The 24110-nt window shown below is 69.1% G+C and carries 22 protein-coding genes; 8 read left to right on the forward strand and 14 right to left on the reverse strand.

Going from position 1 to position 24110, the window contains the following annotated elements; all coding sequences use genetic code 11:
* Positions 1–31 precede the first annotated feature (31 nt).
* Together ASH02_RS01045 and ASH02_RS01050 are read right to left on the reverse strand one after the other, a co-directional pair.
* Positions 32–1504 carry an aldehyde dehydrogenase family protein gene (locus tag ASH02_RS01045; RefSeq protein WP_057294122.1) on the reverse strand — a complete coding sequence of 491 codons (1473 nt, stop codon included), beginning with the start codon at positions 1502–1504 and terminating at the stop codon, positions 32–34.
* Positions 1505–1636: 132 nt separating this feature from the next.
* Entirely contained in the window at positions 1637–2407 is a 771-nt protein-coding gene (locus ASH02_RS01050) for an IclR family transcriptional regulator (RefSeq protein ID WP_056890491.1), read from the reverse strand.
* A 102-nt stretch (positions 2408–2509) separates the two neighbouring features.
* On the opposite strand from ASH02_RS01050, the gene purU reads away from it, so the two are divergent.
* On the forward strand, positions 2510–3397 hold the full coding sequence (purU, locus tag ASH02_RS01055; protein WP_056684341.1) for a formyltetrahydrofolate deformylase: 888 nt from the start codon (positions 2510–2512) through the stop codon (positions 3395–3397).
* A 149-nt stretch (positions 3398–3546) separates the two neighbouring features.
* On the opposite strand, the gene ASH02_RS01060 is transcribed toward purU, so the two are convergent.
* Positions 3547–4986: a trimethylamine methyltransferase family protein gene (locus ASH02_RS01060; protein ID WP_056684337.1), complete on the reverse strand. Its 1440-nt coding sequence runs from the start codon at positions 4984–4986 to the stop codon at positions 3547–3549.
* Positions 4987–5107: 121 nt separating this feature from the next.
* Here ASH02_RS01060 and ASH02_RS01065 point away from each other — a divergent pair, with 121 nt between their 5' ends.
* Genes ASH02_RS01065 through ASH02_RS01085 form a run of 5 tightly spaced genes read left to right on the forward strand, consistent with a single transcriptional unit; the run spans position 5108 to position 10186 of the window.
* Positions 5108–5887: an IclR family transcriptional regulator gene (locus ASH02_RS01065; RefSeq protein ID WP_056684334.1), complete on the forward strand. Its 780-nt coding sequence runs from the start codon at positions 5108–5110 to the stop codon at positions 5885–5887.
* The gene (locus ASH02_RS01070) at positions 5884–6579 is read left to right on the forward strand and encodes a corrinoid protein (protein WP_200951170.1); all 696 of its coding nucleotides are present in this window, start codon (positions 5884–5886) and stop codon (positions 6577–6579) included. The genes ASH02_RS01065 and ASH02_RS01070 overlap by 4 nt, the downstream gene beginning before the upstream one ends.
* 49 nt (positions 6580–6628) lie before the next feature.
* A complete protein-coding gene (locus ASH02_RS01075) occupies positions 6629–7510 on the forward strand; it encodes a dihydropteroate synthase (protein ID WP_056684331.1) in 882 nt (293 codons plus the stop codon).
* A complete protein-coding gene (locus tag ASH02_RS01080; protein ID WP_200949904.1) occupies positions 7507–9543 on the forward strand; it encodes an ASKHA domain-containing protein in 2037 nt (678 codons plus the stop codon). Before ASH02_RS01075 ends, ASH02_RS01080 begins: the two co-directional genes overlap by 4 nt.
* On the forward strand, positions 9470–10186 hold the full coding sequence (locus tag ASH02_RS01085) for a DUF1638 domain-containing protein (protein ID WP_082563919.1): 717 nt from the start codon (positions 9470–9472) through the stop codon (positions 10184–10186). Before ASH02_RS01080 ends, ASH02_RS01085 begins: the two co-directional genes overlap by 74 nt.
* 6 nt (positions 10187–10192) lie before the next feature.
* On the opposite strand, the gene ASH02_RS01090 is transcribed toward ASH02_RS01085, so the two are convergent.
* The 11 genes from ASH02_RS01090 to ASH02_RS01140 form a co-directional block, all read right to left on the reverse strand.
* Positions 10193–11050: a methylenetetrahydrofolate reductase gene (locus ASH02_RS01090; RefSeq protein WP_056684328.1), complete on the reverse strand. Its 858-nt coding sequence runs from the start codon at positions 11048–11050 to the stop codon at positions 10193–10195.
* Positions 11051–11157: 107 nt separating this feature from the next.
* Positions 11158–11748 carry a TetR/AcrR family transcriptional regulator gene (locus tag ASH02_RS01095; protein WP_056684324.1) on the reverse strand — a complete coding sequence of 197 codons (591 nt, stop codon included), beginning with the start codon at positions 11746–11748 and terminating at the stop codon, positions 11158–11160.
* A gap of 23 nt (positions 11749–11771) precedes the next feature.
* On the reverse strand, positions 11772–11963 hold the full coding sequence (locus tag ASH02_RS01100) for a ferredoxin (RefSeq protein ID WP_056684321.1): 192 nt from the start codon (positions 11961–11963) through the stop codon (positions 11772–11774).
* A complete protein-coding gene (locus tag ASH02_RS27345; RefSeq protein ID WP_057294123.1) occupies positions 11963–13420 on the reverse strand; it encodes a fatty acid desaturase in 1458 nt (485 codons plus the stop codon). The genes ASH02_RS01100 and ASH02_RS27345 overlap by 1 nt, the downstream gene beginning before the upstream one ends.
* Before the next feature lie 217 nt (positions 13421–13637).
* Positions 13638–14405, reverse strand: coding sequence for an ABC transporter permease (locus ASH02_RS01110; protein ID WP_056684315.1), 768 nt, complete (start codon positions 14403–14405; stop codon positions 13638–13640).
* On the reverse strand, positions 14402–15427 hold the full coding sequence (locus tag ASH02_RS01115) for an ATP-binding cassette domain-containing protein (protein ID WP_056684312.1): 1026 nt from the start codon (positions 15425–15427) through the stop codon (positions 14402–14404). Before ASH02_RS01115 ends, ASH02_RS01110 begins: the two co-directional genes overlap by 4 nt.
* 162 nt (positions 15428–15589) lie before the next feature.
* Positions 15590–16345 (reverse strand): maleylpyruvate isomerase N-terminal domain-containing protein, encoded by a 756-nt coding sequence (locus ASH02_RS01120; protein WP_057294124.1) that lies wholly within the window; start codon positions 16343–16345, stop codon positions 15590–15592.
* 39 nt (positions 16346–16384) lie between these two features.
* Positions 16385–18367, reverse strand: coding sequence for a hypothetical protein (locus ASH02_RS01125; protein ID WP_057294125.1), 1983 nt, complete (start codon positions 18365–18367; stop codon positions 16385–16387).
* The gene (locus tag ASH02_RS01130; protein ID WP_082620762.1) at positions 18367–18789 is read right to left on the reverse strand and encodes a cyclic nucleotide-binding domain-containing protein; all 423 of its coding nucleotides are present in this window, start codon (positions 18787–18789) and stop codon (positions 18367–18369) included. Before ASH02_RS01130 ends, ASH02_RS01125 begins: the two co-directional genes overlap by 1 nt.
* A gap of 104 nt (positions 18790–18893) precedes the next feature.
* On the reverse strand, positions 18894–19538 hold the full coding sequence (locus ASH02_RS01135; RefSeq protein ID WP_056684306.1) for a PadR family transcriptional regulator: 645 nt from the start codon (positions 19536–19538) through the stop codon (positions 18894–18896).
* A gap of 33 nt (positions 19539–19571) precedes the next feature.
* Positions 19572–20954, reverse strand: coding sequence for an NAD-dependent malic enzyme (locus tag ASH02_RS01140; RefSeq protein ID WP_056684303.1), 1383 nt, complete (start codon positions 20952–20954; stop codon positions 19572–19574).
* Between the two features lie 107 nt (positions 20955–21061).
* Between ASH02_RS01140 and ASH02_RS01145 the strand changes: the two genes are divergently transcribed.
* Together ASH02_RS01145 and ASH02_RS01150 are read left to right on the forward strand one after the other, a co-directional pair.
* Positions 21062–21649, forward strand: coding sequence for a TetR/AcrR family transcriptional regulator (locus ASH02_RS01145; RefSeq protein ID WP_200959027.1), 588 nt, complete (start codon positions 21062–21064; stop codon positions 21647–21649).
* Between the two features lie 56 nt (positions 21650–21705).
* Positions 21706–24075 carry an MMPL family transporter gene (locus ASH02_RS01150; RefSeq protein WP_056684297.1) on the forward strand — a complete coding sequence of 790 codons (2370 nt, stop codon included), beginning with the start codon at positions 21706–21708 and terminating at the stop codon, positions 24073–24075.
* Positions 24076–24110: the final 35 nt, after the last annotated feature.

Raw genomic sequence — 24110 nt, forward strand, 5'->3', positions numbered from 1 at the left:
ACGATTCGGCTCTCCGCGGCCTGTCACGCTGTCACGCCCCGTCGAACCACCCCTGTGGTTCTGGGCGCAGGTTCTGCCAGATGTGCTTGGTCTCCTGGTACTCCTCCAGCCCCGCGCGACCGAGCTCGCGCCCGATCCCGGACTGCTTGAACCCGCCCCACTCGGCCTGGGGCACATAGGGGTGGTAGTCGTTGATCCACACGGTGCCCATGCGCAGTCGGCGCGCCATCCGCTGGCCGCGGCCGGCGTCACCGGTCCACACCGCGCCGGCCAGGCCGTAGATGCTGTCGTTGGCGATGCGCACCGCGTCGTCCTCGTCGGTGAAGGTCTCCACCGTGAGCACCGGACCGAAGGACTCGTCCTGGGTGACCGACATGTCGCTTGTGCATCCGTCGAGCACCGTGGGCAGGTAGTAGAACCCGCTGGCCAGCGCCGGGTCGTCGGGCCTGGCTCCACCGCACCGGAGCACCGCCCCTTCGGCGATTCCCGCCTCGACGTACGCCTCGACCTTGGCACGGTGGGCAGCACTGGTCAGCGGACCGGTCTCGGCCTCGGTGCCAAAGGGCCCGCCGAGCCGGATCAGCCTGGCCCGCTCGACAAGGGCGTCCACGAACTCGTCGTGGATCGACTCCTCGACGACCAGGCGGGCGCCGGCCGAGCAGACCTGGCCCGAATGAAGGAAGACCGCGGTCAGCGCCATGTCGAGGGCTGCCTCTCGAGGTGCGTCGGCGAAGACCACGTTGGGGTTCTTGCCACCCAGCTCGAGCGCGACCCGCTTCACGGTGCCGGCGGCGTTGGCCATCAGCAGCTTGCCGACCGCCAGGCTCCCGGTGAACGACACCAGGTCGACGCGCGGGTCGGTGCTCAACGGACTGCCGGCCCCGGGACCGTCGCCGAGGACCAGGTTGCCCACTCCCGCCGGAAGGCCCGCCTCGCCGAGGATGCGCATCAGGTGGATCGCGGAGTGCGGCGTGATCTCACTCGGTTTGAGCACGAACGTGTTGCCGGCTGCCAGGCAGGGCGCGACCTTCCACGACGTCTGCAGCAGCGGATAGTTCCACGGGGTGATCAGCCCGCACACGCCGAGGGGTTCGTGGACGACGGAGCTGGCCACGTCGCGGTTCCCGGTGTCGACGACCCGGCCCGCGTCCTCGGCGGCCACGTGACCGTAGTGACGGAACACGCCCACCACGTCGGCCACGTCGTACTCGCTCTCGACCAGGCGCTTTCCGGTGTCGAGGGACTCCGCACGCGCCACGGCATCCTTGTCCCGCTCGAGCAGGTCGGCCACCCGCAGCAGCAGGTCGCCACGCTCCCGGGCCACCGTTCCGGGCCATGGTCCGGCATGGAACGCACGGTGCGCGGCCGCGATCGCGGCGTCGGTGTCGGCGGAGTCTCCGTCGTCCACCTCGGCGACCAGGCTGCCGTCGGCCGGGCACCGGATCTCGCGCCGCCCCCCGCCGCGCGCGGCACACCACTCGCCGTCAATGTAGATCTCCGGCACCTCTGGCCCCACCTCTCCGGACGATGTGATCGCGTATCACGCAACAGGTTTCATGTCGCGCAACGACCAGGTCACCCTTTTGCAGGATTGCCCCCTCACCGGACGGCGTCAAGTGGGTCGACGAAACTTGCCCTAACGGTGACCCCAGCCCAAGCGGTACGACACCTCGGTGGCCGCCGCCACCAGTTGCTCGACGACCTCGTCCACGCGCTCCTGTCGCAGCCGCAGCGTGGGGCCCGAGACACTCATCGAGGCGATGACGTCATCGTGGGCGTTGCGGATCGGTGCCGCCACGGCCGTGAGGCCGACCTCCAGCTCGTCGACCGCCACGGCATACCCGACCTCGCGGACATGATCGAGCTCCTTGCGCAGCTTGCCCTTCCGGGTGATCGTCAGCTCGGTGTACGCCGGGAGGGCGCCGAGGAAGTCGTCCAGCTCGTCCGGGTCGAGACTGCTGAGCAGGATCTTGCCGTTGCTGGTCGCATGCAGGGGGATGTGCTGGCCGACCCAGTTGTGTGACTGCAACGCCGAGGACCCCGCAACCTGGTCGAGATAGAGCGCCGAGTGCTCGGAGAGCACCGCGATGTTCACCGTCTCCCCGGTCTCGGCGGCCAGGTTCCGGCAGACCGGACGCGCCTCCTGGACCACGTCGAGCCGGGCCGTGGCGGCACCGGCGAGGCGCAGGATGCCCATGCCGAGGCGGTACTTGCCACGCTCGGCCGTCTGTTCCACGAGCCCGTGCGACTCGAGCGTGGCCACCAGGCGGAACGCGGTGCTCTTGTGGACCCCGAGCTCGCCCGCGATCTCCGTGACTCCGGCCACCCCGACGCGGGCAATGCCCTCGAGGATGCTCAACGCGCGGTCGACGGACTGGACTCCGTCGACGGTGCGGGGCTTGTCCATGACGCGACATTAGCGCAGGCACTGGCGCAGCCGCTGTTGCGTATCGCAGACTGATGACGCGAACTACGCAACAGTCCGTCGTTGCACCGAACAGGGGTCACCATGGTTCTCCGCTACTCCGCCAACGCCGGCGACCCGGCCGGTGACTTCGTCCTCACCCTGGTCTGTCCCGACCGCCCCGGCATCGTGCACGCCGTGTCGGAGTTCCTGGTGCGCAACCGTGGCAACATCATCGAGAGCCAGCAGTTCGGTGACCGGCTCACCAATCGATTCTTCATGCGCATCGACTTCGAGGTCGAGGGTGCGGTCCCCGACGTCGCCACACTCCGCGAGGATTTCGCCACCGTGGCCGCGCAGCTGTCGATGACCTTCGAGATGTGGGACGCCGCTGCGCCGTACCGCACCTTGATCATGGTCTCCAGGCACCTCCACTGTCTCAACGACCTCCTCTTCCGCACGTCCACCGGGGCCCTGCAGATCGAGATCCCCGCCGTCGTGTCCAATCACCCCGACGCCGAGGCCCTGGTCCGGTCCTACGACATCGACTTCCACCACATTCCGGTGACTGCCGCGACCAAGCCCGAGGCCGAGGCGGAGGTGTTGCGCCTCGTCGCCGAGCACGAGGTACACCTCGTCGTACTGGCGCGCTACATGCAGGTGCTCTCCGATCCGATGTGCCGTGCGCTGTCCGGCAAGGCGATCAACATCCACCACTCGTTCCTGCCGAGCTTCAAGGGCGCCAAGCCCTACCACCAGGCCTTCGACCGGGGAGTGAAGCTCGTCGGCGCCACCGCCCACTACGTCACCGCCGACCTCGACGAGGGGCCGATCATCGAACAGGACGTGATGCGGGTCGATCACAACCACAACCAGGCACAGCTCGTCTCCGCCGGACGCGACGTGGAGGCCCAGGTGCTCTCACGGGCGGTCCGTTGGCACTCCGAGTCCCGGGTGCTGCTCAACGGCCCCCGCACCGTCGTCTTCCGCTGACCCTGGTCCCGGGCACTGCTGGTCGGCCCTCGCCAGCGAAGTGTTCACTTGGACATACAGTTCAGCCCGACGTGCCGTTGTCCGAGCGCGAGCGGGCGGGCACGTTCGCGAACTGCATGTTCAAGTGAACATCGTGAGGTGGCAGAGAGTCAGTCGCCGAGCTCCTTGCGGCGGCGGGTCACGAACTCCTCCAGCTCCAGGCGTACGCCGTCGTCGAGCGCCGGCGGCTCGAACTCCTCGAGCTTGGTGCGGTAGATGTTTCCCGCACGCGCCGCGGTGTCGAGTCCGCCGCCTCGAGTCCAGCGCTCGAAGTTCTCCGACGAGGAGAGCATCGGTCGGTAGAAGCAGGTGCGGAAGCGTTCCATGGTGTGCTGCGCGCCCAGGAAGTGGCCGCCGTGGCCGACCTCCTTGTGGGCGTCGAAGGCCAGCGACGCCTCGTCGATCTCGAGCGGGGTGAACTCCGCCTCGAGCATCTGCAGGATCTCGGTGTCGATGATGAACTTCTCGTACCCCGAGACCAGGCCACCCTCCAGCCAGCCGGCCGCGTGCATCACCCAGTTCGCCCCGGCCAGGAAGGTCGGCAGCATGGTCATCAGCGCCTCGTAGCCGGACTGCGCATCGGGGACCTGGGAGGAGGTCAGCCCGCCACCGGTGCGGAAGGGCAGCCCGAAGTGGCGGGCGATCTGGCCGGTGCACAGCAGCCCGATCCCGGACTCCGGCGTGCCGAAGGTCGGTGAGCCGGACTGCATGTCGATGTTCGAGAGGAACGACCCGAAGACCACGGGTGTCCCCGGCCGGATCAGCTGGGCCAGCGCGATGCCGGAGAGCGCCTCGGCGATCTGCTGCACCAGCGCCGCGGGCACCGTCACCGGCGACATCGCCCCCATCAGCAGGAAGGGCGTGAGGATCACCGGCTGACCGGCCGCGACGTACTCGAACATCGACTCCAGCATCCGGTCGTCCCAGTGCAGTGGCGAGTTGCAGTTGATCAGCGAGATCGTGGCCGGCGTCTTCTCGATCGCCTCCCGCGAGCCGAAGACGATGTCGCACATCGACAACACGTCACGGGCGTTGACCGCCGAGACGACGTTGCCCATGAACACCTTGTCGGTCTCGGTGAGCAGGGCCAGCGTCATGTCGAGGTGTCGACTGTCGAGCGGAGTGTCGTTGGGTTCGCAGATCACTCCGCCGGCGGAGTCGAGCACCGGGAACGTCTGCGCCAACCGGCTGAAGTTTCGGAAGTCGGCCATCGTGGCGTCACGGCGCATCTCTCCCTCACGGACGAAGGGCGGGCCGTAGACGGCGGCGAACGCCATCGCGTCGCCACCGATGTGGACGGTGTTGTCCGGGTTGCGGGCCTGTACGTCGAACTCGGCCGGCGCCTTGGCCACCTGGGCCAGCACGAACTCCGGATCGAGGAAGACGGTGTTCTCCTCGACCTTCTGGCCTGCAGCGCGAAAGAGCTCCAGTGCCCGCGCGTCCATGAACTCCACACCGATCTCGGTGAGGATGCGTCGCCACCCGCCGTCGAGGGTGGACATCGCATCGGCCGACAGCACTTCGTAGCGCGGCATGCGGTTCCGGAACATGCGTCCTCCTGTGTCGCTCTTGACCTGCCCTTGTCGAGATCCTAACCTCATAATATGGATCAGTGGTTCCATAATGTGGAACACTCGGAAACCGATCCAGTCGACCGCGAGAAAGGCACAAGTGAGCAACACCGGCAGTGAGCCCGTCACCGGAACCCAGGCCCTCGACCGTGCGGCCGCGTTGATCCGCACCGTGGTGAAGGCCGACGAGCCGCTGAGCTTCGTCGACCTCTTCGAGGAGTGCGGCCTCCCGAAGTCGACCACCTCACGCCTGCTGACGGCCCTCCAGCGCACGGAGCTGCTCGAGCGCACTGCCGACGGCTCCTACGTCGCCGGCCCGCTGTTCTGGCTCTACGCCACCCGGCACGATCCCTGGGAGGAGCTGGTCCGACTGGCCCGTCCGACCATGCAGAAGGTCGGAAAGGACAGCCTCGAGACCGTCAACCTCGCGGTGACGCGCGGTGACCGCGTGGTCCAGGTCGCCCAGGTCGACACGGCCTACATGCTCGGCACCCGTGACTGGACCGAGGTCGAGGTGCCGGCGCACTGCTCGGCTCTGGGCAAGATCCTCTTCACCCACGGCGTCCTCGACCTTCCGTCCGGCCCCCTCGACCAGCTCACGGAGCACACCGTCGCCGACGTCGACGGCCTGCGCCGCCACCTCGACCAGGCGCGTCGGCGCGGCTACGCGACCACGGTCGACGAGCTGGAGATCGGTCTCACCGGCGTGGCCGCCCCCGTGCGTGGCGCCGACGGCACGGTGATCGCCGCGCTCGGCATCTCGGGCCCCACCCAACGGCTGCAAGGCCGGCTCGATGACGTCGGGCGCACCCTGATCGACCGGGCGGACCAGCTCTCCGTGCTGCTCCGACGGCGAACCCGAAAGGAGGGGGTGGCATGACCTCCCCGAAGCTGACCTCCCCAGAACTGACTCCCGAAGAGATCCTGCAGGGCCTCTACGACGACACCCTCGTCGGCAACGCCCCGCATGTCCTCGAACTCACCCATCAGGGCCTCGCGCTCCAGATGGAGCCACAGACCCTGCTCTTCGACGCACTGATCCCCTCGCTCGAGGAGGTCGGTGCCCGGTTCGAGCGCGGGGACTTCTTCGTCCCCGAGATGCTGATCGCCGGCCGGGCCATGGCCGGGGCCATGGAGGTGCTGCGACCCCTGCTCGCCGAGACCGGCGCAGAGACCATCGGCAAGTTCCTCATGGGCACCGTCAAGGGCGATGTGCACGACATCGGCAAGAACCTCGTCAACATCATGCTCGAGGGCGCCGGCTTCGAGGTGATCGACCTCGGTGTCCAGGTCGCTCCCGAGAAGTTCGTCGCCGCCATCGAGGAGCATCAGCCCGACATCGTGGGGTTCTCCGCGTTCCTCACCACCACGATGCCGATGTTCAAGGCCAACATGAACGCCCTGGAGAAGTCCGGCGTGCGCGACAGCGTGATCGTGATGGTCGGCGGCGCGCCGGTGACCCAGGAGTACGCCGACGCGGTGGGCGCCGACGGCTACGCTCCCGACGCGTCAGCGTGCGTGAAGAAGGCGAAGGCACTGATCAAGGAACGGCGCGCCAGGGTGCCGGCATGAACACCCCAGCCAAATCCTCGCTGCGCTGCGGTTTGCCCAGGGACCCCGCATGAGCGCGCCCGCGGAGCCTCTCGAGACGGTCCTGCGCTCGGCGAGCCGCGAGGTCGTGATCGGCCACGGGCGCCGGTTCTGCCTGATCGGGGAACGGATCAACCCGACCGGTCGCCGCATCTTCCAGGAGCAGCTGCGGGCCGGCGACCTGTCCGCGATCGAACGCGACGTCCACGCCCAGGTCGCGGGCGGGGCCGACGTGCTCGACATCAACATGGGGGTGCCGCTGACGGACGAGGCCGACCTGCTGGTCCGGGCGATCCGCATGGTGCAGGGCCTCACCGACCTGCCGGTCTGCATCGACTCCAGCGTGGTCGAGGCCCTCGAGGCCGGGCTGGCGGCGTACGACGGCAGGGCGCTGGTCAACTCCGTCACCGCTGAGGACGAGCGTCTCGAGCAGATCCTGCCGCTGGTGAAGAAGCACGACGCCGCCGTCATCGCCTTGCCCAACGACGAGCACGAGATCCCGATGGAGGTGGAGAGACGGCTCGAGCTGACCGAGAAGATCATCCGGGTCGCCACCACCGAGTACGGCATCGCCGCCGCCGACATCGTCATCGATCCGTTGGCGATGCCGATCGGCGCCGACACCTCCACGCTTTTGACCACGTTGGAGACCATGCGCCGGATCCGGCACGAGTTCGGCGTCAACATGACGTGTGGCGCCTCCAACGTCTCGTTCGGCATGCCCGACCGCCACACCCTGGGAGCCGCCTTCCTGCCGATGGCCATGGTCTCCGGGTTGACCAGCGCCATCATGGATGCCCGCGCACCCCAGATCGTCGACGCCGTCAAGGCGGCCGACCTGCTCCTCGACCACGACGAGTGGGGCTCCGCCTGGATCGCCGTACACCGCGCGAGGAGGGACGAGTCGGCGTGATCCGGGCAGAGGGTGAGTCCGAGGTGGCCCTCGATCCGGGCGTGCCCGACGGCCAGGAGCTGCCTCCCGACGCGGAGCCCCCGGAGGTCTCCGTCATGGAGATCCACCGCGAGGGGCTGCTCGAGGCGCCCGGGGCCGACGCCCCGCCGCACGACGGACTCGGTCGGGTGACGCTCTCGTTCACCGTCGACACCGGTCCGGAGAGTCCCGCCGCGCAACGCTCGGTCCGGGTGCCGCCGGGGGTCAGTGTCTTCGACTCCGCGTCGTGGAACGGGATCGCCGTCGACTCGACCTGCGGCGGCCACGGCACCTGCCACAAGTGCCGAGTACGCGTCGAGGGTGCCACGCCGGTGACCCGCCACGACGTACGCACCTTCACCCCGGATCAGCTCGACGAGGGATGGCGACTCGCCTGCCTGGTGCCGGCCACGCGCGACCTCGAGGTCTTCGTGCCGCCGTTGACCACCCGCCCCAAGGCCGCCACCGTCGGCGTCGGACGCCAGGTGATCCTCCGACCGGCCGTGCAGAAGCGGTACGTCGAGCTCGAGGAGCCGACCCTCGCCGACCAGCGCAGCGACATCGTGCGGCTGCTCGACGCGATCACCGACCTGGTGCCGTCCCCCGACCTGCACGTGCTGCGCCGACTGCCCGGCGTGCTCCGCGCCGCCGACTTCAAGGTGACCGCGGTGATCGTCGACGAGGCGCTCGTCGAGGTCGAGCCCGGCGACACCACCGGGCAACGTCACGCGATCGCGTTCGACCTCGGCACGACCACGGTGGTCGCCACGCTTCTCGACCTGACCACCGGCACCCCCGTCGCCGTGGCCTCCATGCTCAACAAGCAGCAGCCCTTCGGCGGCGACGTGATCAGCAGGATCAGCGCCACGATGATGGACGACCGTGCGCTGGCCCGGTTGCAGGACGCCGCCGGAGCCACCCTGGCCGAGCTCGCCGAGCAGGTCTGCCGCGAGGGTGGGGTGGCCGCGGAGTCGGTCTACGAGGTCGCCGTGGCCGGCAACGCCACGATGGTCGCCCTGGCACTCGGGATCGACCCCGAGCCCATCGGCGTCGCTCCCTTCGTGATGACCACGGCACTGCCACCCACCGTGCTGGCGGCAGAGCTCGGCCTCTCGCTGCACCCGCGGGCCCGAGCCGTCATGTTCCCCGCGCTCGGGGCGTACGTCGGGGGCGACATCGTCTCCGGCATGCTCGCCACCGGCATGGATCGTGACAAGCGGACCCGCCTCTTCATCGACGTCGGCACCAACTGCGAGATCGTGCTCAGCGACGGCGACACGATTGTGGCCACCGCGGCCCCGGCCGGGCCGGCATTCGAGGGCGGCGCCATCCGCTGCGGCATGCGCGCCGCCGACGGCGCCATCGAGGTGGTGAGGCTGCACCCCGAGGCAGGGGCGACCGACCCGGTCGAGCTGCAGGTCATCGGCGACGTGGCCCCCCGCGGTCTCTGCGGGTCCGGCCTCGTCGATGCGGTGGCCGAGCTGGTGCGGGTCGGGCTCCTCGACGACTCCGGCCGCTTCATTCCCGACGAGGCCGCGGCCGACGTCGCTCCGGGCCTGGTCGACCGGTTGACCCGCATCGGCGAAGAACGCGTGTTCGTGCTGCACCGGCCCACGCCCGACGCCGACCCGGCCGACTGCGTCGTGCTCTCCCAGCGCGACGTCCGCGAACTGCAGTTCGCCAAGGCCGCGATCTCCACGGGGTGGTCGCTCCTGCTCGACGAGCTCGGTCTCGAGCACCGCGACGTACAACAGGTCCTGCTCGCGGGCTCGTTCGGCAGCTACCTCTCCCCCGCGGCCGCCGTACGCATCGGCCTCGTGCCCTCGTTGCCGCTGCTGCGGATCGTCTCGGCGGGCAACGTCGCCGGCGAGGGCGCCAAGATGGCGCTGCTCTCCCTGCCGGAGCGGGCCGGCGCCCTGACCCTGGTGGAGGAGGTGACCTATGTCGAGCTCTCCGACCGCCCCGACTTCAACGACCGCTTCGTCGAGCACCTCGGCTTCGCCAAGGGCTCCTGACGGACGCACGGTCCTGATCGCGTGCGGCGCCCTCGCCCAGCCGGCCGCGCAGATCGCCGACCTCCGAGGATGGCCCCTCGACATACACCCGCTTCCGCCGCTCCTGCACAACCAGCCGCACCTCATCGCCGACCAGGTGCGCACCCTGGCCCTTGAGCTGCGGGCCCGCGGCGCCCGCGTGGCTGTGGGGTACGCCGACTGCGGCACGTACGGCGCCCTCGACGAGGTGTGTGCCGAGCTCGGGCTCGAGCGGCTGCCGGGACTGCACTGCTACGACGTCTTCGGGGGAGCCTCGAGGATCGAGGAGTTCTTCTCCGAGCAGCCCGGCACCTACGTGCTGACCGACTTCCTCGTGCGATCGTTCGAGCGCAGCGTCGTGCGAGAGCTCGGCCTCGATCGCCACCCCGAGCTGCGCGACGACTACTTCGGCAGCTACACCCGCGTCGTCTGGCTCGCCCAAGAGCCTGATGACGAGCTGTACGCGCTCGCCGCCGAGGCCGCCGCCAGGATCGGGCTGCCACTGACCGTCGTACCCACCGGCCTGTCCGGCCTCGAAGGCGCACTTGCCGGGCTGCTCGACTCCGCCGCGCTACCGAACAGTCCTCAGGTAATTTCCACCAGAAGCATGCGGACTGTTCGGTAGCGGCAGCTAGAGGCGCTGCAACAGGTCGGTGCGCCACGCCTCGGTCTCCGCGATCTGGTTGAACGTGAAGACGTGCAGCCCTTCGACGAACGCGGTGGGGGCGCCCAGCGCCGGGGCGCACCTGGCCAGGAACCGCTCGCCGGTGAACCCGCCGGGGGCGGCCAGACGAGCGAACGTGCCCTTGTGCTTGGCCAGGAACCGGGTCGACTCACCGACCCCGATGCGGGTCGCCATGCCCAGCAGCTTGGTGCGGTCGACGGGTCCGGGCATCCCGAGCAGCAACGGCATGGTGATGCCGCGCTTCCGCATGCGTTCGAGCCACACCTTGATGACAGCCGGATCAAAGGTGAGGTTGCTGACGATGTGCGTGGCGTGCCGGCGCTTGTCCCACATGGCCTGCACGGTCATGTCGTCACTGATCTGCGGGTGCGACTCGGGGTAGCCGGTGATCCCGACGTGGGCGAACGGCCGCCCCAACGCGACGAGGTCCTCCAGCAGCGACAGGGCATCGGGGTAGTCGCCGGCCGGCTCGGCGTCACCACCAGGGACGAAGACACGGGTGATGCCGCCGGAGGTCAGCCGTTCGCAGATCTCCGCGAGCTCACTGCGGCCGCTGACCATGCGCGCTGCCAGGTGGGGTACGACGGCGTACCCATGGCCGGTCAGCCGCTCCGCCAGGTCGAAGGTCGCGCCCAGGCCCTTGCTCGGCGACGCGGTCACGGTGATCATCCGGTCGAGTGGAACGTTCTCGACGACCTTCTGCTCGGTCGATTCGGTCGGCAGGACCTCGTACCTCGCTTGCTCGAGCAGACGACGCATCGTCTGGTTCCGAGTCTTTCCCCCCACGTCCAACTTGTTGCGCATCGTGCACCTTGATTTCGTCATACGCACCACGGTGGACTCAGCGTAGACCCGCGGACCGGCCCGGAACAGGGGTCGGCACCGACCACTTTGCGACGACGTGGCGGAGGTCAGGGGCGCAGCACGCGCTCGGCGATCCACGACACGTCGTCGGCGGTCTCCGCCGGTGTGGCCGAAGGTTGCATCACGTGGCTGAGGACCACGCGGACGACCATGTCGATGGCCGCCTCGAGCCTGGCCGGCGAGATGGCAATCTCGAAGGGTTCGACGCGCTCGTGCACCACCAGCTTGGCCACCCCGAGCAGAGACTGCGAGTGCGTGGTCAGCAGCGGCAGCAGCTCGGTGTCGGCGCCATGGGTGGCGGAGACGACCGCATGGAGCAGGGGGTTTCCCTCGGCGAACTCGAGCACTGCCTGCGACGCACCCCGGATCGCCGCCACGAGGTCCGTCGGGTTCTCGTCGAACGCCCGGTTGACCAGGTCGAGGAACCGGGCCAGCTCGCCCAGGATCATCGCCTCTGCGAGGGCCGGCTTGGTGCCGATCTCGTTGTAGACCGTCTGCCTGCTGACCCCGGCCGCGTCGGCGAGCTTCGACATGGTCACCCAGGCCCACCCGTGCTGCGTGGTGAGCTCGGCAGCCTTGTCGACGATCCGGTCGCGCGTGGTGACCGGCTCGTCGTCGAGGTCGGTGACGGACGCCATGCGTCCATCGTAGGTAAGCGTGGTCAACCGGCCAGCGTCAGGGCCAGCACCGGGCACGAGTTCACCGCCGCGGTGAGCTCCTTGCGGTGCTCCTCCCCCGGGTTCTCGTCGAGCACGTGCATGACGTCGTCGTCATCGACCTCGAAGAACTCGTGGGCCATCGCCTCGCACATGCCGAGACCCTCGCACTTGTCGCGGTCCACCTCGATGCGCATCAGACGGCCGCCTTGTCGATCGGGACGAAGTCGATCTTCTCGCGCACCCCGCAGTCGGGGCAGCACCAGTCGTCGGGGATGTCGGCCCACGCCGTACCGGCGGCGAAGCCCTCGTGCTCGTCACCCGCGTCGACGTCGTAGACGTAGTCACAACCGGGGCACCGCGCGGCCAGGACCTCCTCAGCCAGGAGCACCTGGAGGGCAGCGGCCTCGTCGTCACGGGTTTGGCGGTCGGCCTTCGCGGCGTCGATCGCGACGCCGTACCGGGCCAGGATCTTCTCGCGCTTGCCGGGCTGGAGGTTGGCCAGCGTCAGGTCGCCGTCGAAGTGGGCGATGACGCGGGGGTCCATCACGCGTCGCCAGACCGGCGGGAGGAGCGCGAGCACGATCATGCCGGCGTACCCGGTCGGGAGCACCGGGGACTCCTCGAAGTCACGCAGCGTCTGGTAGCGGCGGGTCGGGTTCGCGTGGTGGTCGCTGTGCCGCTGCAGGTGGTAGAGCAGCACGTTGGTGGCGATGTTGTTGGAGTTCCAGCTGTGCGACGGGGCGACCCGCTCATAGCGCTCCTTGCCGGGCTTGCCGACCCTCTGGCGCAGCATGCCGTAGTGCTCCATGTAGTTGACGACCTCGAGAAGGCTGAAGCCGACGACGGCCTGCAGCACCAGGAACGGCAGGATCTCCCAGCCGAGCCAGATGGTCAGGCCACCCCACAGGACGGCGGTCATCAGCCAGGCGTTGAGCACGTCGTTGCCGAGGCGGAACGGGTGCTTGTCCTTGCGGGCGTAGCGCCTCTTCTCGAGGTTCCACGCGCTCTTCAGCGAGCCGCCGACGGTGCGCGGCCAGAACCGGTAGAAGGTCTCGCCCATCCGGCTGCTGGCGGGGTCCTCGGGCGTGGCGACGCGCACGTGGTGACCGCGGTTGTGCTCGATGTAGAAGTGTCCGTAGGCCACCTGGGCCAGCGCGATCTTGGAGAGCCAACGCTCGTTGGCCTCCTTCTTGTGGCCGAGCTCGTGGGCGGTGTTGATGCCGATGCCGCCGATGCAGCCGATGGAGACCGCGATGCCGACCTTCTGCCACAGCGTCATCGGGTCGTCGAGCAGTCCGAAGAGCGTGCTGCCGCTGACCAGCATCATCGCGCCGACGAAGCCGATGTACTGGATCGGCAGGAACAGGTAGGTGATCCACCGGTAGTACTTGTCGTTCTCGAGCTGCTCGATCACGTCGTCCGGCGGGTTCGACCGGTCCAGACCGGTGAGCAGGTCGATCGCCGGCACGACGACGAGGATGATGATCGGGCCGAGCCACAGGATCGGGGTGAACTCGGTCAGCGTGAAGATGCCGATCGCAACCAGGGCCAGGGAGGGCACGACCAGGCCGATCAGCCAGAGGTGGCGCTTCTTGTCGCGCCACACCTCGGTGGATCCGTCGGGAACCGTTCCTGCTGTCCTGATCGCCATGGCGAGCCTCCTCGTAAGGGACGCCGTGGTCGAATGTGTCGTGTGATCGGCGTCGCTTTACAAAACAGCATGCTTTGTACAGTGCGATCTGTCAACCCTCACTCCTCGCCGACCCGTCGCCAGTTCTGACTGACCTGTCGCCAGTTCTGCCCGGGAGCGCGGAACTGGCGACAGGTCGATCAAAGCTCACGACGGGTCGATCGGAACTGGCGACAGGTCAGGCGTTCTCCTTGCGGAACACGTTGGTGCCCCACCAGAGCGCGAGCACGAACAGCAGCGCCGCCCAGCCCACACCCCAGGCCATCGCCGAGGTGCCGAGGTCGCCGACGAACGTGTCGCGCACGGCGTCGGTGATCCAGCGGAACGGCATGAAGTCGCTGATCCGCTCGAGCCACGACGGGCCGAGCGTCATCGGCAGCATGATTCCGGAGAGCAGCAGCACCGGCATCATGATCATGTTGATCAGCGGCGCCATGACGTCTTCGCTCTTGGTGGTCAGGGCCAGCGCGTTGGACGCCGCCGCACAGGCGCCACCCACACAGAGGGTGAGCACGACGCCCACGACCACTCCGGCGAACGGTGCCCGCATGCCCATCCAGAAGCCGAGGCCGATCAGGATCAGCGCCTGCACCAGCAGCTGCAGCAGGTCACGCATCAGGCGGCCGACGAGCAGCGCCGTACGGCTGGCCGGCGTGACGCGCTCCGCCTCGACGACGCCCTCACGCCACTCGGCGATCAGGCCGAAGCCGGCGAAGAACGCCCCGAACATGCCCAGCTGCACCAGCAGGCCGGGCACCAGGAACGTGTAGGGATTGTCGGTGGGCAGGTCGAACTGCGCGACCAGCGGCTTGAGCAACGGGCCGAACAGCACGAGGTAGAGCACCGGCTGGAGCACGCCGATCAGCACCCACGCGGGGTTGCGCAGGTTCATGCGGATCTGGCGGCGGAAGACGATGAACGACTCACGCCAGAACAACGGGGTCATCGGGTTGCTCCTTCGAGCTCGTCGGTGGACTCGCCGTCGGCGGCGCCGGCGGCATCGGATGCGGCATCGGCGTCACGCAGCGAACGGCCGGTCAGGGTGAGGAACACGTCGTCGAGCGTCGGACGGTGCACCTCGATGGAGTCGAGGGCGACACCGCCGGAGTCGAGGTCGCGCAGCAGGCCGGGCACGACCCGGCCGGCGCGCTCGACGCGTCCGCGGACGTGTCGTCCCTCGACCTCGACACCCTGGGCGATCGAGCCGAGCTTGTCGCGCGCGACGGCGATCTGCTCGTCGCCGGCCACCTCGAGGTCCACCAGGTCACCGGAGACCTGCGCCTTGAGGTTGTCGGAGGTGTCACTGGCCACGATGCGGCCCTTGTCGATGATGACGATCCGGTCGGCCAGGTGGTCGGCCTCGTCGAGGTAGTGCGTCGTGAGGAAGACCGTGACTCCCTGCTTGGCCCGCAGCCCGGCGATGTGCTCCCACAGGTTCGCCCGCGCCTGCGGGTCGAGGCCGGTGGTCGGCTCGTCGAGGAAGACCAGGTTCGGCTCGTGGATCAGGCCCATCGCGATGTCGAGTCGGCGCTTCTGGCCACCCGACATGTTCTTGGGCATGCGGCGCCACAGGCCCGGCAGGTCGAGCTGCTCGAAGAGCTCCTTGCCCTTGCGCTCGGCGTCGCGCCGCGACATGCCGTAGAGCATGCCGTGGTCCATCACCTCGTCGCCGGCGATCGCACTGGAGAACGTGGAACCCGCCTGCGAGACGTAGCCGATGCTGCGGCGTACGTCCTGGGACTGGGTGACCACGTCGTAGCCGGCCACTGTGGCAGTGCCCGCGGTCGGCTTGAGCAGCGTGGTCAGCATGCGCAGCGTGGTGGTCTTGCCCGCGCCGTTGGGGCCGAGGAAGCCGACGACCTCGCCCTCGGCCACGTCGATGTCCACGCCGTCGACCGCATGGACCTCCGTCTTCTTCTTGCCCTGACCCGTCATGAAGGTCTGCACGAGTCCCCGTGCATGAATCATCCGATGCTCCCTAGATCCAGGTTCAAACGCTGTGTTCAAGTTTGAACAGCGACAGTGTTCAAGATTGAACACCCCGTCGTCAAGTTGCTTTTCGTGGGCGCCGGGCGCGCCGATCTCGCCCCACCGCGAATCAGACCACCTGCCACCGACGAACTCATCGGTTCACCAGCTGATCTGTGCCCCGTCGCGCCACATGTCGGCGAAGGACTCGAGGGCGGTGATCTCGTCGGAGCGGTTCCACAGCGTCAGGTAGAGCGCCACCGGCGACCCGGCGAGGACCACGTCGGCGTCCGCGTCCGGCGTACGCGTGGTCACGGCGGGGTCGGCGCTGACCGCGACCTGCCAGCCCACCGCGCTGCCCTCGGGGCGTACGGCGATCGTCAGCGGCTCGTCACTGCGCAGCCGGGACGTCGTGCGGGTCAGGAAACCGGTCAGCAGCTCGTCGATGCCGTCGAGTGCGACCTCGTCGGTGATCCAGGTGTCGGCGGCCCTGGGCTGCCGGCCGAGCGCCGCGGAGAGCGCGTCGACCGCATGCATCGTCGTCTCGTGGCACTGGCGCCGGGCCCAGAACCGCCGGGCCGGGGGCGCGTCGTTGAGGAAGACCAGCGCCTCGAGGTCGTCGGGCGCCTCGGTGATCGCCTGGGCCAGCTCGATCGCCCCGTCACGCAGCCACTCGAGCGGGTCGGGAGCTGACTGACCCTCTCGCTGGTAGCGGTCGGGATCGGCCGGCTCGCCCCTCAGGATCTCGGCCGCCCAGCGGTGCACCATGCCCTGGTGCGCGACCAGGCGTCGGACGGTCCAGTCGGGCGTGGTGGGTACGGCGGCACGCAGGCCGGCGCGATCGGCGTACCGCACGAAGGACACCAGTGCAGTGCGCAGCCCTTCGAGGTGTTGCGGCAGGGAGAGATCGGTGGCCATGCACCAAGCGTGGCACGTCGACGACCGGACCACCTGCCATTAAATCGGCGTCAGGTGCACCCAGCGTGCGGTCTCGGCGATCGTCGGATCCGGATCGTCGACCCACGGTTGCGCCAACTCGGCAGCGTCGGCACCGAGCACGCCCGGCGCGGCGTAGAGGCCGCAGGCTCGAAGCCAGGGCTCGTCCCAGGTGCCGTCCGGATCGGTCACTAGGTCGCGGACATGCTCGGCCGCCGAGCGGCACGATCCCGGGCCGTGCGCTTCCAGCGCTCGACGACGCGCCACGTCGTCGAGCGCCGGATCCACGAGCGCGAGTGCCAGAGGGGCGACACCGCGACCACAGGTGACCTCGAGCATCTCCAGGGCCAGACCACGCACGTGCTCGACAGGTGAGGCCAGCGCCGACACGGCCCGGACCACTTCCTCGTGCCCGTGCGCGAGGGCAAGCAGGTCCCTGGTCTGTCGGGCCGATCCGGCGATCTCGTCGCGCAGGGCGCTGCGCAGAGGAGCCGTCCCGCGGGAATCGTCGAGGGTGCCCAACACCTCGAGCAGCATCGCCACCCGCTCCGCCTCGACGACCAGGGCCCCGTGCACGTCGTGCGCCGGCCCGGCCGGCATCTCGACCTGGGTCATCCCCCACTCCCCATGCGTGTCGCTCAGCGCGGTCAGCCCGACCTCGACGTCGCGTGGGTCATTGCTGGCGAGCAGCCGGTCCACGGCGGCCTGCTGGGCCGCGTTGCGGATCCGCAACGGCACCGGCACCCACGGGGGCCGCGCGAGCAGCCGGCGCAGCCCGGCGCCGTACTTCCGATGGGCCCAGACCGCCAGGCCCAACCAAGCCAGCGACATCATCAGGGCCACGACCTCGACCACCAGGATGTCGAACCCCAGTGCCCGGTTCAGGAGGAGGAATCCCCCCACCAGGCCCAGGGCCACGGGTACGCCGGCAGCCTCAACGCCGGTCTGGGCACGGAGTCGCTCGGCCATCGGCATGGCCTGGTACGTCGCGTTGATCGAGGTGCGGGTCATCCCGTCGGTGAGCGCGATGTCGGCCACCTGCTGGGCACAGACCACGACGAAGAACAGGGTGGACCCCGTGCCGGACCCGAGGCCCAGCACGGTGCCGGCGGCCACCAGGACGACCACGGCGCCGGGGTTGGCGGCCAGGCCCAGGGCGACTCCCCATCGGGTGAGCAGCCGTCCCGCGAGCAGCGCCACGAAGAGGACCGCCGCGAAGTTGATGATTGCCCCGAACACGCCCTGGAAGCGCGCCAGGTCGGACGGGTCCGGGAATCGCGCGGCGGCCCGCTCCCAGACCAGGTAGTCGAGCAGCTGGGTGACCGCCGCGGACAACACCTGGTAGCCGAACACCACTAGCACCAGGCGGTTCCCGAGCAGTGCCCGGAGCGCCGGCCGGCCGGTGACCGCACCGGGCAGCGGGTCCGGTGTGGCTCGCAGCTCCGCGGGGAAGCGACGCGCGGTCTCGACCACCAGGCCGAGCAGGCACACCCCGACGACGGCATCGATGCCGAGCAGGGGCACCGGCCCGCCGAGCGGTTCGACCAGTGCTGCTGCCGCCAGCCCTCCGATGCCGAAGCCGAGCGAGAACCCGCCCATCACCCTTGGCAAGTGCGCCTTCATCTGGCGTACGTCGAGCAGTCGACCGGACTGGGCGCCGACCAGCATGAAGCCCAGCGGGATGATCAGTGGAAAGAGCACGAGCAGGGGGAAGGTGACCCACAGTCCGTCCGACATCCCGAGCACGGTCCAGGCTGCGGTGACCATCACGACGTACGTCGCCAGGACGGTCACGGCGAGCGAGGCCAGGCTGAGCCGGTTCTGGGCGCGCCGCATCGCCATCGACACCGCAACCCCGGCGGCCGCGACCGCGAGATAGGCGAACGGCAGCGCGTCCGCGCCGTACCGAGCCAGGAACAGGGCACTGGCCGGCACCACGAGGAACGCCACCATCGCGCCGAGCGCGGTGGTCTGACCCGTCAGCAGCGCCAGCCGGGTCCTCATCAGCCGGGCGAGCCCTGGTGGTTCTCGCGCAGGCGACCCACCAGTTCCGCGATCACGCCGAGGGCCACCTCGGGTCGGGTCCGGACCGCCTCGTCGAAGGCGGGCTTGCTGAGCCGGAAGGCGAGCACCGGTGTGAGGGCGGTGACCGTCGCGGAGCGGGGTCGGGGATCGAGCACCGCCAGCTCGCCGACCACCGATCCGGGCCCGAGCTCCACCCGGCGGTCGGGGCGAACCACGTCGACGTTGCCGTTCACGATGACGAAGAGCCAGTCCTCGATGTCCCCGACCCGGATCAGCACCTCGCCGGGGAAGAACTCCACCTCGTCGAGCACCGAAGCCACACCGGCGAGCACGCGATCCGGTGTGGCGGAGAACAGGGGGACGTGGCGGAGGTGGGCCACCCGCTCCACGGTCAGGAGCATGACCGATGGTAGGACTGCGGCGATGCCCGCGTGAGAGGAACGGCGAAAGTTACCCTGTTGAGGCCGGTACAGGCCATGCGACGCGTGGTGAGGAGCGTGGCAGGTCAGCGCCCGAGAAGCGCGCGATATTTCTCCCGGTCGACGTTCATCTGCCAGCCCGGGTCGTCGGACGGCGGCTCCCAGCCCCAGTCGTCACCCTGCTCGAACTTGAGGGCGCCGGACTCGATGTCGCGCAGCGTCGAGGTGAGCCAGGCCAGCTCGGTCGCCACCGAGTCGCGCCACAGGAGCATCGAGCGGAACGCATGCGGGGGGCCGTACTCCGGTCCGACGTGCCGCGGCGACGGGAAGCCGTCGAGGGTCTCCTGCAGCACGCGCTTGCGGCGGCCCAGGCTGTGCACGACCTGCGCACGGTCGAGCAGCGGCAGCATCGAGAAGGCGGTGTGGAAGGCGACCCGGTCGTAGGGGTCGACCTCCTCCAGCGCCCTGATCTGCAGCTGCAGCAGCTCGGCGCGACCCTTGGTGGTCATCTCGTAGACCGCCACCTCACGCGTGCCGTCGCGGAGGTCGTGGCGCTTCAGGTGGCCCTGCCGGGTCAGCGTGGTCAGGCCGTTGTAGATCGAGCCCGGGTTGACGTGGGCCCACTTGTCGATCTCCCACGAGACCAGCTCGCGGCGGATCTGGTAGCCGTTGATCGGCTCGAACATCGCCACTGCCCCCAACAGCAGCATGCGTGTCTCGGACCCGGCCATGGGGCGAGTGTAGGGCCCGCCCCGGGCGTGCGGTCAGGCCATCGGCTTGCCGCTGATCGCGGCGGCGACGGCCTTGGGCACGTCGGGGTGGAACACGCTCGGGATGATGAACGACGGGTGGAGCTCGTCGTCCTTGACCACGTGGGCGATCGCCTCGGCGGCGCGCAGCAGCATGTCGATGGTGACCTCGCTGGCCCGTGCGTCGAGCAGCCCGCGGAAGACGCCGGGGAAGGCCAGCACGTTGTTGATCTGGTTCGGGTAGTCGGAGCGGCCCGAGGCCACCACGGCGGCGTACTTCGCGGCCTCGGCCGGGTCGACCTCCGGGTCGGGGTTGGCCAGCGCGAACACGATGGAGCCGTCGTTCATGGTCTTGATCCACTCGGGCTGCAACACGCCCGGTCCCGAGACCCCGATGAACACGTCGGCGCCGTCGAGCGCGGCCTGGAGGTCGCCGCGCCGCAGGTTGGGATTCGTGCGTGCCGCCAGGTCCGCCTTGGCCGGGGAGAGGGCCGTGTCGTCGCGACAGAGCACGCCCTCGCGGTCCCACACGCTCACGTCGACCGCGCCGCCGGCCAGCAGCAGCGAGACGATCGCGGAGCCGGCCGCTCCTCCGCCGGCCACCACGATGCGTACGTCGGCCAGGTTCTTCTCCACCACGCGCAGCGCATTCATGAGGGCCGCGAGCACGACGATCGCCGTACCGTGCTGGTCGTCGTGGAAGACCGGGATGTCGAGCGACTCGCGCAGCCGCGCCTCGATCTCGAAGCAGCGGGGTGCCGCGATGTCCTCGAGGTTGATGCCGCCGAACCCGGGGGCGATCATCTCGACGGCCTTGACGATCTCGTCGACGTCCTGGCTGGCGAGGCAGATCGGCCAGGCGTCGATGTTGGCGAACTTCTTGAACAGCGCCGCCTTGCCCTCCATCACCGGCAGCGCCGCTCCGGGGCCGATGTTGCCCAGGCCCAGCACCGCGGAGCCGTCGGTGACCACGGCGACCGAGTTGCCTTTGATGGTCAGGCGCGACACGTCCTCGGGGTTCTCCGCGATCGCCATGGAGACGCGGCCGACGCCGGGCGTGTAGGCCATCGACAGGTCGTCGCGGGTCTTGAGCGGCACCTTGGAGGTGACCTCTATCTTGCCGCCGAGGTGGATCAGGAAGGTGCGGTCGGAGACCTTGTGCACCTCGACGCCGGCGATCGCCTTGACCACCGCGACGAGCTCGAGGGAGTGCGCCTCGTCGGCGGCGGAGCAGGTCACGTCGACCACGAGGCGGTCGTGGCTGGACTCCGCGACGTCGATGGCGGTGACGATGCCACCGGCCTTCGCCAGCTCGGTGGCGACGGTGCCCACCACGCCATGGTCGGGGGCCGTGTGAAGGCGCATGGTGATCGAGTACGACGACGCGGTGGCTGCCATGTGGCAACCCTCCACCCGGGCGCGGGTTACCAGCAAGTCGGCTCGGGTGCGGAGGGTCACACGCGCCGGAATTGCACTCTGTCCAGGAAAGTGCAAAACTGCACTCTGTGAACGAAAGTGCAACTTCCCCACGCAAGGTGACCACCGGTCACCGGATCACCGTCTGCGCGCAGCAGCTCACCGACGCGCACGGCTTCGACGGCTTCACGATGGACGAGCTGGCCGAGGCCGCGGGCGTCTCCCGCCGCACCCTGTTCAACTACTTCCCGGGCAAGATCGACGCCGTCCTGGGCAACATTCCGGCCCTCCCCGAGGACCTTCTCGAAGAGTTCACCGAGGGTGGCCCCGGAGGCAACCTGGTCGATGACCTGTGCTCGATCCTCGTGCACATGGTCAGCACCAAGGAGTTCACCCGCGACGAGGCCGAGGTGGCCCGCCGCGTGGTGAAGGCCAACCCCCGCCTGATGGCCGCGGCCCACGAGCGCTTCGAGGGCATGGCCGACAAGTTCGCCGCCCTGATCGTCCAACGTGAGGGTGAGGACTTCGGCACCCGTCGCGCCCACCTGCTGATCTCGATGGTCGCGTGCCTCTACGGCGTGGCGCTCAACGACGTACTCGCCAACGACGCCGACGGGCTCGCCCTCGACGTCGCGTTCGTGGAAGCCCTCTCCACGCTGCGCGCCCTGCTCGCCTGAGCAGAGACTCTCTTCCCAATCTCGTCCCGAAACACCGACCACAGGAGCCACCACCCATGGCAACGCTGCTCTATCGACTCGGCAAGACCGCCTACCGGCGGTGGCCGATCTTCCTCGCCGCCTGGCTGATCGCCATGGTGGGCGTGGCTGGTTTCGCCGCCACCATGTCCAAGCCCATGACCGACGCCTTCTCCATCCCGGGCATCCCCTCGGAGAAGGCCGCCGACCTCCAGAAGAAGCTGTTCCCCGACGCGGTCGACGCGTTCGACCAGGCCAGCGTCAACGTCGTGGTCGCCGCGCCCGAGGGCCACACCCTCGAGGAGAAGAAGTACGCCGACGCGGTCGACGCACTGGTCGCCGACCTCGCCGACAACCCGCAGATGCCCGACGCGAAGAGCCCCACCGCGCCGGTGAACCCGGTCGCCGCGATGGCCGGCCAGCGGCAGCAGATGATCGACGCCGCCGTCGAGGGTGGCGCGACGAAGGCGGAGGCCGTCAAGAGCACCGACGCCCAGATCGAGGGCATGGCCACGATGCTGCCGACCAGCGAGGACGGACGCGTCGGCGTGATCACCTTCGACTTCGACGTCGAGACCCCGATGGACGTCAAGGTCGACTCCCAGGACGCGGTCAAGGACTCGATGGACAAGGCCCGTGACTCCGGCCTGACCGTCGAGGCCAACGGCGCCGGCATGAGCTCGATGGCCCCGCCCGGCGGCGCCTCCGAGCTCATCGGCATCGGCCTGGCCCTGCTCGTGCTGATCCTGACCTTCGGCTCCCTCGTGGGCGCCGGCCTCCCGATCATCACCGCCGTCCTCGGTGTCGGCCTGGGCATGACCGGCATCACCGCGATGACCGCGTTCATGGACATCGGCTCCTCGACCCCGATGCTGGCCACGATGATCGGCCTCGCCGTCGGCATCGACTACGCCCTGTTCATCCTGGCCCGCTATCGAACCGAGCTGCACCACACCGAAGACCGTGAGGAAGCGGTCGGCGTCTCGGTGGGCACTGCCGGCTCGGCCGTCGTGTTCGCCGGCCTGACCGTGCTGATCGCGCTCGCCGCCCTCGCCGTCGTGGGCATCCCGTTCCTGACCGCCATGGGTCTGGCCGCGGCCGGCACCGTCTTCATCGCCGTGATGGTCGCGTTGACCCTGCTGCCGGCCGTGCTCGGCCTGCTCAAGTCGAAGGCCTTCGGTGGCCGGGTCCGCAAGTACAACCCCACGCGCGACGCCGACGGCAAGATCCTCAACAACGGTGTCCGCTGGGCCCGCCTGGTCGGCAAGCGTCCGGTCGCCGTGGTGCTGCTCGTGGTCGTGGCACTGGGTGCGCTGGCGATCCCGCTGAAGAACCTGCACCTCGCGTTCCCGACCGACAGCACCTCCTCGACCGACACCACGCAGCGCAAGGCCTCCGACCTGCTCACCGACAACTTCGGTCCGGGCCGTGAGGCGCCGATGCTGCTGGTCGTCGACGCGAGTGACGTCGCCTCCGAGGGTCGCCAGAAGGCGTTCGCCGACGTGGCCGAATGGGCCAGGAAGGTGGGCGGCGACGAGGTCGTCAACGCCTCGGTCGCCCAGGTCAACGAGACCGGCACCGGCGCGATGGTGATGGTCATCCCGGCCTCCGGACCCGATGACGTCGCCACCGAGAACCTGCTCGCCGACCTGCGCGACGGGCAGTCCGACATCGAGGCCGAGACGGGTACGACGACCGGCGTGACCGGCCTGACCGCGATCACCGCCGACGTGTCCGAGCGCCTTGCCGACGCACTGCCGGTCTACCTGGCCGTGGTCATCGGTCTCGCGTTCATCCTGCTGATGCTGGTCTTCCGCTCCATCCTCGTGCCGCTCACCGCCACCCTGGGCTTCCTGCTCTCGGTGCTGGCCACCCTCGGTGCGACGGTCGCGGTCTTCCAGGAGGGCGCGTTCGGGCTCATGGAGGGCCAGCCGATCGTGAGCTTCATGCCGATCTTCCTGATCGGCGTGGTCTTCGGGCTGGCGATGGACTACCAGGTCTTCCTGGTCACCCGCATCCGGGAGGCCCACGTGCACGGCGCCGACCCGCGCGAGTCCGTCATCGACGGCTTCCGCAACTCGGCCCGCGTCGTGGCCGCGGCCGCGGTGATCATGACCGCCGTGTTCGCCGCGTTCATGCTGCAGGACGACCCGATCATCAAGTCGATGGGCTTCGCGCTCGCCGTCGCGGTCATCTTCGACGCGTTCGTCGTACGCATGACGCTGATCCCGGCGGTGATGTACCTGCTCGGCGAGAAGGCCTGGTACCTCCCCAAGTGGCTCGACCGGATCCTGCCGAACGTGGACGTCGAGGGTGAGAACCTGCACCGTCCGCACCTCGCCGAGGGCACCGACGCCGGCATCGCCTCCGATGACGACGACGAGGACCGCGAGCTGGTCGACGCCTGACCTGCGTCGTACGACGAGGGCCGGCTCCGCGCACC

It is taken from the genome of Nocardioides sp. Soil796, from assembly GCF_001429525.1.
Lineage (GTDB): Bacteria > Actinomycetota > Actinomycetes > Propionibacteriales > Nocardioidaceae > Nocardioides.

Excerpts from the sequence above, each read along its gene's own strand:
- ASH02_RS01115 (WP_056684312.1), bottom strand. The coding sequence starts at position 15,427 with ATGATTCATGCACGGGGACTCGTGCAGACCTTCATGACGGGTCAGGGC.
- ASH02_RS01075 (WP_056684331.1), top strand. The coding sequence starts at position 6,629 with ATGAGCGCGCCCGCGGAGCCTCTCGAGACGGTCCTGCGCTCGGCGAGC.
- ASH02_RS01120 (WP_057294124.1), bottom strand. The coding sequence starts at position 16,345 with ATGGCCACCGATCTCTCCCTGCCGCAACACCTCGAAGGGCTGCGCACT.
- ASH02_RS01085 (WP_082563919.1), top strand. The coding sequence starts at position 9,470 with ATGTCGAGCTCTCCGACCGCCCCGACTTCAACGACCGCTTCGTCGAGC.
- ASH02_RS01110 (WP_056684315.1), bottom strand. The coding sequence starts at position 14,405 with ATGACCCCGTTGTTCTGGCGTGAGTCGTTCATCGTCTTCCGCCGCCAG.
- ASH02_RS01135 (WP_056684306.1), bottom strand. The coding sequence starts at position 19,538 with ATGGCCGGGTCCGAGACACGCATGCTGCTGTTGGGGGCAGTGGCGATG.
- ASH02_RS01130 (WP_082620762.1), bottom strand. The coding sequence starts at position 18,789 with ATGCTCCTGACCGTGGAGCGGGTGGCCCACCTCCGCCACGTCCCCCTG.
- ASH02_RS01090 (WP_056684328.1), bottom strand. The coding sequence starts at position 11,050 with ATGCGCAACAAGTTGGACGTGGGGGGAAAGACTCGGAACCAGACGATG.
- ASH02_RS01050 (WP_056890491.1), bottom strand. The coding sequence starts at position 2,407 with ATGGACAAGCCCCGCACCGTCGACGGAGTCCAGTCCGTCGACCGCGCG.
- ASH02_RS01070 (WP_200951170.1), top strand. The coding sequence starts at position 5,884 with ATGACCTCCCCGAAGCTGACCTCCCCAGAACTGACTCCCGAAGAGATC.
- ASH02_RS01125 (WP_057294125.1), bottom strand. The coding sequence starts at position 18,367 with ATGAGGACCCGGCTGGCGCTGCTGACGGGTCAGACCACCGCGCTCGGC.
- purU (WP_056684341.1), top strand. The coding sequence starts at position 2,510 with ATGGTTCTCCGCTACTCCGCCAACGCCGGCGACCCGGCCGGTGACTTC.
- ASH02_RS01060 (WP_056684337.1), bottom strand. The coding sequence starts at position 4,986 with ATGTTCCGGAACCGCATGCCGCGCTACGAAGTGCTGTCGGCCGATGCG.
- ASH02_RS01095 (WP_056684324.1), bottom strand. The coding sequence starts at position 11,748 with ATGGCGTCCGTCACCGACCTCGACGACGAGCCGGTCACCACGCGCGAC.
- ASH02_RS01140 (WP_056684303.1), bottom strand. The coding sequence starts at position 20,954 with ATGGCAGCCACCGCGTCGTCGTACTCGATCACCATGCGCCTTCACACG.
- ASH02_RS01150 (WP_056684297.1), top strand. The coding sequence starts at position 21,706 with ATGGCAACGCTGCTCTATCGACTCGGCAAGACCGCCTACCGGCGGTGG.
- ASH02_RS27345 (WP_057294123.1), bottom strand. The coding sequence starts at position 13,420 with ATGGCGATCAGGACAGCAGGAACGGTTCCCGACGGATCCACCGAGGTG.
- ASH02_RS01100 (WP_056684321.1), bottom strand. The coding sequence starts at position 11,963 with ATGCGCATCGAGGTGGACCGCGACAAGTGCGAGGGTCTCGGCATGTGC.